The sequence below is a fragment of the Prochlorococcus sp. MIT 1323 genome, from assembly GCF_047304905.1.
Lineage (GTDB): Bacteria > Cyanobacteriota > Cyanobacteriia > PCC-6307 > Cyanobiaceae > Prochlorococcus > Prochlorococcus marinus_D.
The window spans coordinates 221,505-234,069 of the sequence record NZ_CP138973.1 but is presented as its reverse complement, the minus strand read 5'-3'; the positions used below and the strand labels follow the sequence as shown (position 1 = coordinate 234,069).

9 protein-coding genes and 1 tRNA gene are annotated in these 12,565 nt (G+C 47.1%); 5 read left to right on the top strand and 5 right to left on the bottom strand.

Annotated elements, in window-relative coordinates; all coding sequences use genetic code 11:
* Positions 1 to 245: 245 nt before the first annotated feature.
* From SIB68_RS01065 to SIB68_RS01055, 3 genes are all read left to right on the top strand, one after another.
* A complete protein-coding gene (locus tag SIB68_RS01065; RefSeq protein WP_063399570.1) occupies positions 246 to 905 on the top strand; it encodes an alpha/beta family hydrolase in 660 nt (219 codons plus the stop codon).
* Positions 881 to 1,579, top strand: a complete 699-nt coding sequence (gene def, locus SIB68_RS01060) for a peptide deformylase (RefSeq protein ID WP_236068855.1) — start codon at positions 881 to 883, stop codon at positions 1,577 to 1,579. Before SIB68_RS01065 ends, def begins: the two co-directional genes overlap by 25 nt.
* Before the next feature lie 316 nt (positions 1,580 to 1,895).
* Positions 1,896 to 2,108: a carbohydrate phosphorylase gene (locus SIB68_RS01055; protein WP_413681876.1), complete on the top strand. Its 213-nt coding sequence runs from the start codon at positions 1,896 to 1,898 to the stop codon at positions 2,106 to 2,108.
* Between the two features lie 1,018 nt (positions 2,109 to 3,126).
* Here the strand turns inward: SIB68_RS01055 and SIB68_RS01050 are convergent.
* Positions 3,127 to 3,264 carry a hypothetical protein gene (locus tag SIB68_RS01050; RefSeq protein WP_155724903.1) on the bottom strand — a complete coding sequence of 46 codons (138 nt, stop codon included), beginning with the start codon at positions 3,262 to 3,264 and terminating at the stop codon, positions 3,127 to 3,129.
* 250 nt (positions 3,265 to 3,514) lie between these two features.
* Between SIB68_RS01050 and SIB68_RS01045 the strand changes: the two genes are divergently transcribed.
* Positions 3,515 to 3,667: a hypothetical protein gene (locus tag SIB68_RS01045; protein WP_155724904.1), complete on the top strand. Its 153-nt coding sequence runs from the start codon at positions 3,515 to 3,517 to the stop codon at positions 3,665 to 3,667.
* Between the two features lie 293 nt (positions 3,668 to 3,960).
* On the top strand, positions 3,961 to 7,884 hold the full coding sequence (locus tag SIB68_RS01040) for a beta strand repeat-containing protein (protein WP_413681875.1): 3,924 nt from the start codon (positions 3,961 to 3,963) through the stop codon (positions 7,882 to 7,884).
* Positions 7,885 to 8,239: 355 nt separating this feature from the next.
* On the opposite strand, the gene SIB68_RS01035 is transcribed toward SIB68_RS01040, so the two are convergent.
* The 4 genes from SIB68_RS01035 to ftsH all read right to left on the bottom strand — a co-directional run bounded on the left by SIB68_RS01035 (position 8,240) and on the right by ftsH (position 12,021).
* A tRNA-Ala gene (locus SIB68_RS01035) sits at positions 8,240 to 8,312 on the bottom strand.
* Between the two features lie 61 nt (positions 8,313 to 8,373).
* Complete coding sequence (gene lexA / locus SIB68_RS01030) at positions 8,374 to 8,991, bottom strand: transcriptional repressor LexA (RefSeq protein ID WP_413681874.1); 618 nt, start codon at positions 8,989 to 8,991, stop codon at positions 8,374 to 8,376.
* Positions 8,992 to 9,132: 141 nt separating this feature from the next.
* A complete protein-coding gene (gene argF / locus SIB68_RS01025) occupies positions 9,133 to 10,089 on the bottom strand; it encodes an ornithine carbamoyltransferase (protein WP_063399574.1) in 957 nt (318 codons plus the stop codon).
* A gap of 54 nt (positions 10,090 to 10,143) precedes the next feature.
* Positions 10,144 to 12,021 (bottom strand): ATP-dependent zinc metalloprotease FtsH, encoded by a 1,878-nt coding sequence (gene ftsH, locus SIB68_RS01020; protein ID WP_063399575.1) that lies wholly within the window; start codon positions 12,019 to 12,021, stop codon positions 10,144 to 10,146.
* Between the last annotated feature and the right edge of the window lie 544 nt (positions 12,022 to 12,565).

Genomic DNA, 12,565 nt, shown 5'->3' with positions numbered 1-12,565 from the left:
TAGTCAATTGCTTGCTGCCGCTGTGGCATAAGTGATCAAGCTTGCGAGTTCTGCTTGGAAGGCAATTAGAAAAACTGCACTTACGAAGTTACGAGTCTTTGTTGGGAGTTAGATCAGCCCTAGGTCACAACCCCATTGAATAGCTACCTACGATTTTTTCATTGAGCCATTGCGTTCCTTCCTGACAAAAACGATGACTCACCAAGCATGTCTACTTAGCTGCCAAAAATTAGGAGAATTTATAGATGACTAATTCATCGATGGATCCCACTCCACGCTTGGTGAATGGTTCTAGCGCTGCACCTGCCACCCTGCTCTTAGCCCATGGGGCTGGTGCAGCGATGGATAGCCCTTTCATGACAGCGATAGCTAGTGGCTTAGCTGAAGTCGGTTGGCGAGTTGTGCGCTTTGAATTCGCCTACATGGCAAAACAACGCATCAGTGGCAAACGCTCTGCTCCTGATCGATTGCCGAAGTTGAAGCAAGTCTTCCTGGAGCAAGTGGAGATAGAAATTGCAAGTCGGCCCGTCTTCATCGCTGGTAAGTCGATGGGGGGCAGGGTCGCCAGTCTTCTGGCAGATGAACTCTCAGCCAACATGAATGTGCTTGGCTGCATCTGCCTGGGTTACCCCTTTCATCCCTTGGGGAAACCTCAGCAGTTAAGAACTGAACATCTTGCTGTGCAAAAAACGCCGACCTTAATTTTGCAAGGCGAACGCGATGGCATGGGTCGACAAGACGAGGTTGAAAGCTACGATTTGTCGCCAATGGTCTCTTTGCAATGGATGCCTGCCGGGGATCACAGCTTCAAACCCACCCGAAACTCTGGACTCACTGAAGCCGATAATTGGTCCGCTGCAGTGACTCACTCAAGTAATTTTTGCAAGAGACTGCTAAGCAGCTGAACCTTCAGAACCTCACAATCAATGAACCTGACAACTCACTTATCCATAGACGGAATCCTTCTCATCCTTGTGGCTGGTTTTGTTGTGTACGCAAGAAGCCAAGCGACCAAGAGACAGGAGTAGAGCTGATGTCTGTACAGGAAATCCTGCGTATGGGCCATCCTCTACTGAGGCAAGTGGCCAATGAGGTTAATGATGTTTCGAATGAGCAAATCAGTGAACTGATAAGGGATTTACAAGACACGATGAAGGCCCATCAAGGAGCAGGGCTCGCCGCACCACAAATTGGCGTGCCTTTAAGAGTGGTGCTGTTTGGCGGAGGAGGCCTTAATCCCCGCTACCCCGATGCCCCAGCGATTCCACGAACACTTCTGATTAATCCTGTCTTAACACCAATCGGCTCTGATCTAGAGGATGGATGGGAGGGGTGCCTGAGTGTGCCAGGCCTGCGCGGCAAGGTGTCACGCTGGAGTCGAGTTCACTACAGGGCGCTCGATGAAAATGGGATAGATATTGAGCATTGCCTGGAGGGCTTCCCCGCAAGAGTGATCCAACATGAATGTGACCACTTAGACGGGGTTTTGTTTCCCGATCGTCTGGTTGACTCTGCCTCACTTGGCTTCACAGAGGAATTAGAAGCTGCCGCCTTAATCCCAAAGCTTGCCAGCACATAGCAAAAAGCATCGCAAAAGATCAACTCAAATTAAAAGGTTAAAGCTTTTTTTAATAAGCGACTCACTATCATTAGCCAACTGCTAAACAGTGACAATGGTCAACATGAGGCTATTGATATGGACAGTTTTTGTATTTATCATGATGCTAGAAGTTGCACCTAACGATGGACAAATTCTTGTAGGAACATTTTCTGGACTATTGATCGGACTGTTAGTGCACACAATGAAAAGCTTAGACAAAGCCCAGTAAGATGAGAAATCAACAGCTGCTGACGACTTAGGAGTGACTAAATCCAGAGAACAGCTTGAACAGTGGATGAGTGAGACCAACTCCCTACTCCACAAAAGGCTGAGAGATAGAGCCATAAAGCGACGCACTCTGCGCGCCTTGACATTAACTAGTTTTATCCTGATCGTTGCGACAGAAATTGCACCTAATGCCGATGGCCAAGTTGCCTTAGGAGCTTTTCTTGGCATCGCCCTATATCACTTCTCCATTGAATTAGAAAATTTAAAAGACAGTGCGTAAAACAAGCACTGATGGTTTTACTTATTAGCAACTGCTCTAGATACCACGATATAGAGTTCCACTAAACGTAGACAGGTTAATGACAATGACTTATGTAGAGAGAAAGGACTTTCCGGTCAAGTTGATAGCCTAAAAACTGATTATGTGAGTTGATACTAGATCAATGCAGACGAATCAATATGGAAAGACCTTGATCCTTAGCTGTTACTTGATGGTAGCGAGAACTAAGTTTGCCGTTGCCTTTTAGTCGGGAAGCATCAAGCCTATTAGCTGTAAGCAATACAAAACCCGCAAGGGGAAATCAGGGGGCCTAGTTGTCGCCATTCATCTCCCGACAAAAGGGCTCTTACGCTTGGGATAAGGTCATTCATTCGGGTGCGCAGTGCTGGGTACTCCACCGATAACCAACAACAAGCTTTGAAAACCAATGAGCCCCATATGTTTCTTTGCATGGGCAGCAGTTCTCGTGCTGCTCCACTACATCTTCGTTCTTTTTTGGGTCACAGAATCCAACGCTATCGCCTAATGGGCTAGACGTGACAGCAAATCGCAGATCGCTATCACTGCTCAGCCAATATGGTTAGTAGGTGGGCTATCGCTTGATGGGTTGCCAATCGTTTGCGGGGCCCGAGAAAGTAGGGCCCCTAAGCCACCTCATCCGGGAATCCCGCCCAGGCCCCCTAGAGCCCAAGGGGGTTGTAGTGGCTTTCTTTAGGTCTAGATCTGGATGCTTGGGGAGTCATTGGTGCTAACCAGACAGTCCTATTACTCCCGGCCTCAAACCATTGTGCAGAGAGCTAAACGCTCTGGATAGAAGGGCAAAAAGAAACCCCGCCAAAGGCAGGGTCTCAAGACTTCTCTTTGGGCGTGTTTCCTTGTTTCCACTCCGAGGAGAAGTCCTCCTCACAAATGAAACATAACGATCGCAACTGTCACTGTGCCAGTTGCCCTTGTCAGTTCCTCAACCGTCACTAGCTGTTCGCTTGGCGTTGCTGCATTGACGACTATTCAGCTCAAGTCACGACTTCCACTGAGCTGGTTGGCCACCTTCACGGCGTTTTTCCTTTCTCAAAGCCTGCTCAGCTCGGTGCATTGCGACGAGAGAAGCCTCAAGACGACACAGCTCTGCCTCTCGTATGGCTGTGTTCTTATCCAAGATGTAAAGACTGTTTGGAGTGCATGTAGCAACCTGCGTTTAGCGCTCTCGACTTGCGAACAAGACAGAGTTCTTTAGGGGCAACCAAGAGCATGGATGCTTATTCATTTGCAGCAACCAGGCAAGAGGCTGTCTTGTTGAGACGTGGGTATAGAAAGGAGCGTTTTTGCCTACTGACGTCTTGTTCCTGCCTGCTTAGACCTAGATCAGGAGTCCGAGGACGTAGAAACCCTGAAAACCTGTCCTGGACTTGAGGGCATCCAACGCGGGTGCCCTTCTTAATGCTCAGGTTTGCATCGCCATCAAACAGAAAGACTCACATCGTCAGCCTGTGTTCAAGCTCACCAGCGGCATTGAGTCAAAACACCGCTTCCTAAAAGACTTTGCGAGAACCTATCAATAGCGGTGAAGGATGAAACCAAAAAGTCGCCACCGCCTTAGGGGGGAAGAAATCAAATAAGCAAAGCCCCGCAAATCGCGGGGCTTTTTGATGTTCAGTCTTCGAGGTTGATCAATGTCCTTTTACTGATGTTGATATGGACTGCCTTTAAAGGACACCAGTAAAAGCCCTACTTGCCGAGTAGTTCTGGGATGTGATGAAGCTCACGGAGGGCAATGGCAGCTGTCACTGATCAATAAATTGAAAGCAGTCATCCTAGATAAACCAACACAAATAAGGCTTTAGCCTTAAAAGTCATGGCTGTTTTTAACCTCGACTCCTTAAACCAGGAGGAGCTCAAGACATATAGCCGAGATGATTATATTACGATCAATGGAAGTGTTATAGATAGTACGATTAAGAGCTCACAAGGTGCGGATGAGATAAGTATTTCAGGTAGCGTTTATGACAGTAATATCAATACTGGGGCTGATTCAGATTCTGTTGACGTCGGCCAGAACATTAAGTACAGCTCATTCGATCTTGGAGAAGGTGATAACTCTCTTGATGTAGGCGGTTACTATGAATTTGGCTCTATTAAAGCTGGCAATGGCAGCGATATCATCGCAATCGCTGGAGATGTAAAACAACTCTCTGTCGATGTCGCTAATGGTGAAAATTCTCTAACCATCCAAGGCGATGCAAACTCTCTTGAATACACTGGCGGCAACAACAATGATAATCTTTTCATTGGCGGCAATGCCAATAACACCCACATTAATCTCGGTAGCAAAGGCACGAACACTGCAGAAATAGGCGGTTATCTAAGCACTAGTTCCGTTGATGGTGGTTCTCAAAGTGACTCCTTAAAAGTAGGGGGCTATATCAGTAATGTAGATATTAATCTCAACGGTGGGCACAATCATATTGATGTAGTCTATGCAGAAAACTCCAATATTCAAACACTAAATGGTAATGACACTGTCTCTACATATGGGTATTTTAGACATGGCCAGTTAAATCTCGGTGACGGCAATAATACAGTTAACATTGGAAATTATTTTCAATACTCTTCTCTACTCACAGACAAGGGTGAGGATGATATAACTATTTCAAGTTTCGTTGCTCTTAGTGAGATCGATACTGGTTCTCATTCCGATTCTATTGACATCGCCAAAGACATTTATAAAAGCTCCATCGACCTTGGAGGAGGTGATAACTCTCTTGATGTAGGTGGTTTCTATAATTTTGGCTCTATTAAAGCTGGCAATGGCAGCGATATCATCGCAATCGCTGGAGATGTAAAACAACTCTCTGTCGATGTCGCTAATGGTGAAAATTCTCTAACCATCCAAGGCGATGCAAACTCTCTTGAATACACTGGCGGCAACAGCAATGATAATCTTTTCATTGGCGGCAATGCCAATAACACCCTCATTAATCTCGGTAGCAAAGGCACGAACACTGCAGAAATAGGCGGTTATCTAAGCACTAGTTCCGTTGATGGTGGTTCTCAAAGTGACTCCTTAAAAGTAGGGGGCTATATCAGTAATGTAGATATTAATCTCAACGGTGGGCACAATCATATTGATGTAGTCTATGCAGAAAACTCCAATATTCAAACACTAAATGGTAATGACACTGTCTCTACATATGGGTATTTTAGACATGGCCAGTTAAATCTCGGTGACGGCAATAATACAGTTAACATTGGAAATTATTTTCAATACTCTTCTCTACTCACAGACAAGGGTGAGGATGATATAACTATTTCAAGTTTCGTTGCTCTTAGTGAGATCGATACTGGTTCTCATTCCGATTCTATTGACATCGCCAAAGACATTTATAAAAGCTCCATCGACCTTGGAGGAGGTGATAACTCTCTTGATGTAGGTGGTTTCTATAATTTTGGCTCTATTAAAGCTGGCAATGGCAGCGATATCATCGCAATCGCTGGAGATGTAAAACAACTCTCTGTCGATGTCGCTAATGGTGAAAATTCTCTAACCATCCAAGGCGATGCAAACTCTCTTGAATACACTGGCGGCAACAGCAATGATAATCTTTTCATTGGCGGCAATGCCAATAACACCCACATTAATCTCGGTAGCAAAGGCACGAACACTGCAGAAATAGGCGGTTATCTAAGCACTAGTTCCGTTGATGGTGGTTCTCAAAGTGACTCCTTAAAAGTAGGGGGCTATATCAGTAATGTAGATATTAATCTCAACGGTGGGCACAATCATATTGATGTAGTCTATGCAGAAAACTCCAATATTCAAACACTAAATGGTAATGACACTGTCTCTACATATGGGTATTTTAGACATGGCCAGTTACATCTCGGTGACGGCAATAATACAGTTAACATTGGAAATTATTTTCAATACTCTTCTCTACTCACAGACAAGGGTGAGGATGATATAACTATTTCAAGTTTCGTTGCTCTTAGTGAGATCGATACTGGTTCTCATTCCGATTCTATTGACATCGCCAAAGACATTTATAAAAGCTCCATCGACCTTGGAGGAGATGATAACTCTCTTGATGTAGGTGGTTTCTATAATTTTGGCTCTATTAAAGCTGGCAATGGCAGCGATATCATCGCAATCGCTGGAGATGTAAAACAACTCTCTGTCGATGTCGCTAATGGTGAAAATTCTCTAACCATCCAAGGCGATGCAAACTCTCTTGAATACACTGGCGGCAACAGCAATGATAATCTTTTCATTGGCGGCAATGCCAATAACACCCACATTAATCTCGGTAGCAAAGGCACGAACACTGCAGAAATAGGCGGTTATCTAAGCACTAGTTCCGTTGATGGTGGTTCTCAAAGTGACTCCTTAAAAGTAGGGGGCTATATCAGTAATGTAGATATTAATCTCAACGGTGGGCACAATCATATTGATGTAGTCTATGCAGAAAACTCCAATATTCAAACACTAAATGGTAATGACACTGTCTCTACATATGGGTATTTTAGACATGGCCAGTTAAATCTCGGTGACGGCAATAATACAGTTAACATTGGAAATTATTTTCAATACTCTTCTCTACTCACAGACAAGGGTGAGGATGATATAACTATTTCAAGTTTCGTTGCTCTTAGTGAGATCGATACTGGTTCTCATTCCGATTCTATTGACATCGCCAAAGACATTTATAAAAGCTCCATCGACCTTGGAGGAGGTGATAACTCTCTTGATGTAGGTGGTTTCTATAATTTTGGCTCTATTAAAGCTGGCAATGGCAGCGATATCATCGCAATCGCTGGAGATGTAAAACAACTCTCTGTCGATGTCGCTAATGGTGAAAATTCTCTAACCATCCAAGGCGATGCAAACTCTCTTGAATACACTGGCGGCAACAGCAATGATAATCTTTTCATTGGCGGCAATGCCAATAACACCCACATTAATCTCGGTAGCAAAGGCACGAACACTGCAGAAATAGGCGGTTATCTAAGCACTAGTTCCGTTGATGGTGGTTCTCAAAGTGACTCCTTAAAAATAGCCAAATCCCTACAAAATTCAGATGTTAATCTACAGTCGGGGAACAATCATGTTAATGTCAATGCCTATGCAAAAAACTCCAATATTCAAACACTAAATGGTAATGACAATGTCTCGATTAACGGTTCTTTTAAAAATGGTAAGTTAAATCTCGGTGACGGCAATAATACAGTTAACACTGGATCTTTGCTTAACGCTTCTGTAGTCACAAAATCAGGTCAAGATGATATCACCATTTCAGGTTATGTTGCTCATAGTGAGATCGATACTGGGGCTGCTAAAGATAATATTGAGGTCAAGGGCACTTTTATTAATAGTACAATTAAAGCAGGAGAGGGCAATGATATGATCAACCTATCGAATTCGCAATCTAGTGGAATCAGCAATTCAATGATCTTTGGAGAAGATGGCAATGATACGATTATAGGTACTGATGGATTCGATAATATCTCTGGTGGCGGTGGAGACGATATCATCAATGGAGGGCTGGGGATTAATTCTATTTCCGGAGGAGTTGGGGACGACACATTTATTCTTGAAGCAGGATCAGGGCATACAGAAATCCTTGATTTCGAAATTGGTCGGGATAAAGTTGAAATCGATCAAAGCATTTCCGCACAGTCTACGCATTTAGACAACGACACTGTCTTTAACTCAAACGTTGATTATCTGGGAATTGTTCATAATGCACATTTGTCATATCTTGGCGGGGGCATTTGGGGATAACAATCAAGCGAATAAAGAAATATGCTTCTAGTTTTTTTTAATTCACTTCAATCAATCGTATTACAAATACCAAAAGCAAGTTATATCACTCAATCATCAAATCAATTCTGCTGTTTAACTCAAATCACTCTGCTGGCTAATCACAGGCTGATCGCCAAGCCAGCAGACTTTGTAGTTTCAATAATTCTGCGATTGTCTTTCGGCTGACCGCAGAAAGAAAGATACCCATCTTGACCCTTAATCAACAGCAAGAATGAATCCTTTCAATGATGCACAAAAAGAATGAAGGGTTAGTCCTAAAACATGTCCCATCTCTTTTGGACTATCTGGGCAAAACGTCTAGATGCAATCTCAATGGAGCCAAGCGGATTCGAACCGCTGACCCCCTGCATGCCATGCAGGTGCTCTACCAGCTGAGCTATGGCCCCATAAACGCCGGTAACACTGGGCTCGTACCGCCGTCAAAACAGAGCTTACAACGGCAAGGCCTCAAACCTGACGCCAAACAGCCACCAGCTTGCCCTGCACCTGCACCTGATCGGCTGGTAGCTCAATCGGCTCATAGGCGGTATTGGCAGCCTCAAGCCGCACCGAGGCCCCGTTGCGGTGAAAGTGCTTCAGCGTGGTGCCACTTCCAGGCACAAGTGCACTCACCACCGTTCCATCTCGCAGGCGCGAAGGCTCAGGCACTGGCTCCATCAGAACCACATCGCCATCTGCAATGTAGGCATCCACCATCGAATCACCATTCACGGTGAGCGCAAACAGGCCACGGGTCTCCAAAACTGGTGCAAGATCTAACCGCTCCTGAACATCATCAAACGTCTCCACCAAACCACCAGCGGCAACTGCCCCCAACACGGGAATACCGGACACCAAGCCGCCAAGCAGCTGCAAGGTACGCGCCTGCCCTTCCTGCCAAGTGATCCATCCCTTCTGCTGCAAATGTCGAAGCCGGCTCTGCACCGGCGCTGGTGAGCGCAGACCCATCGCCTGCATCATCTGTCGAATCGAAGGGCTGTGGTGATGGCTGCTGATGTAATCGGCCAACCAGTCATAAAGCTCCTGCTGGGCAGAAGTAAGCAACTCAGGAGAAGAGGCAGCCAATGACAATGCATTGATTCGTCAATACATGTGTACCTATAGGCGCTGGATCTGGCAAGGGTATAAACACCAAACAGTGCAGCCGCAAGACGATTCCGAGTTGACCAGAGTGCTCAAAAGCGAAAGCAGCAATCCAGCCTGGAACTAGAGACCACCAAGCACGGCCGCAAGCAAAGCTTGCTGAACATGCAAACGATTTTCAGCCTGATCGAAAATTCGACTGGCCTCACCTTCCATCACGCCTGAACTGATCTCCTCCCCTCGATGAGCCGGTAGGCAGTGCAACACGATCGCGTTGGGATCTGCCTGAGCAAGCAAATCCTCATTGAGACAGAAGCCACGAAAGGCCTCTTCCCGAAGCGACTGTTCCTGTTCCTGTCCCATCGAGGCCCAAACATCGGTGTACAACGCCTGCGCACCTCGCACTGCATCAACTGGATCTGTCATCACTTCAATACGAGCATCAGCAACTGCCAAGTTGCGGGCCTGATCAATCACCTCAGGTAGAGGTTCAAATCCCTTCGGGCAGCCAATCCGAACGTTGACCCCCAAGAGAGCGCCGCAGAGCATCAAAGAATGTGAGACGTTATTGCCATCGCCCACATAGGCCAAGGTCTGGCCAGTTAATGACCCGAGAGCCTCTTGAATCGTTAGGAAATCAGCCATTGCCTGACAGGGATGCTCCAAATCAGTCAAGGCATTGAGCACCGGAATCGAAGCCCAATGGGCGTAATCCAGCAGTTCCTGCTGAGCAAAGGTCCGCACCGCCATCACATCACAGAAACGACTCAACACTCTCGCCGTGTCTTCAAGGGGTTCGCCCCGGCCCAATTGGGTCACCTGAGGATTGAGATCCACCGTTTGACCGCCAAGGCGTGCCATCGCGACCTGAAAGCTCACTCGTGTGCGCGTCGATGCCTTCGTAAAAATCAATCCGAGAACTCGATTTCCCAAATCAATGCGACGATCCCCGCTCTTCAGCTGACGGGAAAGCTCAAGCAAGGCAACAGTCTGCTCAGCAGTGAAATCAGCGCAGGAAAGAAAGTCTCGACCCTTGAGGTCAGCAAGGACGGCTGCAACACCTTGGGGATTGACAGCCATTAGGGAAGCTTCAAAGAGTCTTTATCGGAGACCAGCCCCCCTGACGTCAAGCCTTCAGGCAATAACAACACCTCTAGGGAGAGCGCTGGAATTGAGCATCTCGATCAGCTCATCGCCTTCGATCACTTCCTTTTCGAGGATCTTCTGGGCGATGGTCTCTAGCAAGGCGAGGTTATGCCGAAGAATCGCAAGGGCACTCTCATGACCTTGATCCACCAAACTCCTCACCTCCTTATCGATGGCCTGAGCAGTGGCATCACTCACAACTCGGCGTGGATTGTTGTTACCACCAAGGAAACGCCCCCCACCTTGCTTGTCATAAGCCAGAGGGCCCAAAATATCGCTCATCCCATAAGTCCCCACCATCTGCTCAGCAAGGTCAGTAGCGCGCTGTAGATCATTAGCAGCACCAGTGGTGATCTTGCCAAACACGATTTCTTCTGCTGAACGCCCTCCTAACAAAGTGGCAATCTGACCTTCAAGGTCTTGCTTGGAATTGAGGAAACGCTCCTCAGTAGGCAACTGCAAGGTGTAACCAAGAGCACTCATCCCCCTTGGCACGATTGAAATCTTGGCGACCTTGCTGCCTCCAGGCATCAGGTGTCCAACAATGGCATGCCCCACCTCGTGATAGGCCACAACCTTCTTCTCGTCATCCTGAAGCACTCGGCTCTTCTTCTCAAGACCTGCCACAACACGCTCAATGGCTTCGTTGAGATCTTGCTGTTCAACCTCTTTTCGCTTGCCACGAGCTGCCAACAAGGCCGCTTCATTAACCATATTGGCCAGATCAGCTCCGGCAAAACCGCTGGTCGCCTGAGCGATGCGATCTAAATCAACCCCTTCCGCCAATTTCACTTTCTTGACATAGATCTCGAGAATCGTCTTGCGGCCAGAAAGGTCTGGACGGTCCACAAGGACCTGTCGGTCAAAACGACCAGGCCGGAGCAGGGCCGCATCAAGGACCTCGGGCTGGTTGGTCGCGGCCAACACGATGACGGGCTTATCGGTGGACGAGAAGCCATCCATTTCCGTGAGCAGCTGATTCAGGGTCTGCTCCCGCTCATCATTGCCTCCCACGACACCCATTGAGCCAGAACGACTTTTACCGATGGCATCAAGTTCATCGATGAAGATGATGCAAGGAGCCTTCTTCTTGGCCTGCTCAAACAGGTCCCTCACGCGGGCCGCACCAGCGCCGACAAACAGCTCAACAAACTCCGAACCAGAAATAATGAAAAAGGGAACCTCTGCCTCCCCAGCAACAGCCTTGGAGAGCAAGGTCTTACCTGTACCAGGTGGGCCCACAAGCAGCACACCCTTAGGAATGCGCGCACCTATTTCTGTATATCGCTCAGGTGTTTTGAGAAAATCAACGATCTCAGTGAGCTCATCCTTGGCCTCGTCTACCCCTGCCACATCGGCAAAGGTGACTCGTGACTCTTCATCAGGGACATAAACCTTCGCCTTGCTCTTCGTGAAACTAAGAGCCCCCTGGGCACCACCACCACCCATCGAACGCCTGGCAAAAAACTGCAGTACAAGGATGAAGATCAGCGGAGGCACAACCCAGCTGAGAATGGTTGAGAAAATATTGGGCTTCTTCGGCGGCGCTGCTGCAAATTCAACTCCTTTGCTTTCCAAGCGTTGGGGCAGATCCATATCGAAGATCGGCGTCGTGGCCAGCAACGATGGTGCTCCATCCTCAGGATTGGCCAGTTCGTATCGGATCTGATCCTGAGTGATGAATGCCCGCTTCACGGCACCATCGTCAACCTGATCAATAAATAGTGAGTAGGGAACCCTCGGCACCTGTGCAGCAGGATTGGGTAAGAAGCTGCTGAAAAGCAACAAAACACCGAAACCGATCAACACCAAATTGACGATGCCAAAGCGTCGATTCGGTTTGTTGTCATCCTCACGGATCGCCATCGAAAAAAATTGATTTCCGGGCTTTCACGCTAAGACGATCAATCTGTAAGCGCTTGCCTTTACTGGTGTGAGAACCGAACGTCACCCCAAACGAAGCGCTGCTGGCTGCCTTGGAGACGTCAATGCATCATTGTCAGTGGCCGCCAAGACAAAACCTTTTCGGCAAGGGTTTTAAGGAGTTCACTACCAATCAAAGACACTTACTTATTTTCCCCAAACCAAGCCATTAACTGCCATCTGAATACTAGTGAAACCGATGCTGCAAAGGCAGTTTCAAGGCAACCAACGACACCCCTAGGGCAAAAAAAGAATCTTGTAGTGGATTGGCACCACAAGTCTTGATGTCGTCAGCCCTCTTCTGAAAAGCTCTGCCTGAACAATCAATTTGTTTTCTGTAGAAGGAAGACATTTTCGTTAGCCATGAGAGCGAGTCAATGCCATGAAGGTATTTACTCTCAGGCAATTGCGCCTAAGCGATGTAACTTAGGTGCTTTATTATTATTAATCAAACATTCAACCCCAAGAAAGTGGGCTAGGATTCATT

Excerpts from the sequence above, each read along its gene's own strand:
- SIB68_RS01065 (WP_063399570.1), top strand. The coding sequence starts at position 246 with ATGACTAATTCATCGATGGATCCCACTCCACGCTTGGTGAATGGTTCT.
- SIB68_RS01055 (WP_413681876.1), top strand. The coding sequence starts at position 1,896 with ATGAGTGAGACCAACTCCCTACTCCACAAAAGGCTGAGAGATAGAGCC.
- SIB68_RS01040 (WP_413681875.1), top strand. The coding sequence starts at position 3,961 with ATGGCTGTTTTTAACCTCGACTCCTTAAACCAGGAGGAGCTCAAGACA.
- argF (WP_063399574.1), bottom strand. The coding sequence starts at position 10,089 with ATGGCTGTCAATCCCCAAGGTGTTGCAGCCGTCCTTGCTGACCTCAAG.
- ftsH (WP_063399575.1), bottom strand. The coding sequence starts at position 12,021 with ATGGCGATCCGTGAGGATGACAACAAACCGAATCGACGCTTTGGCATC.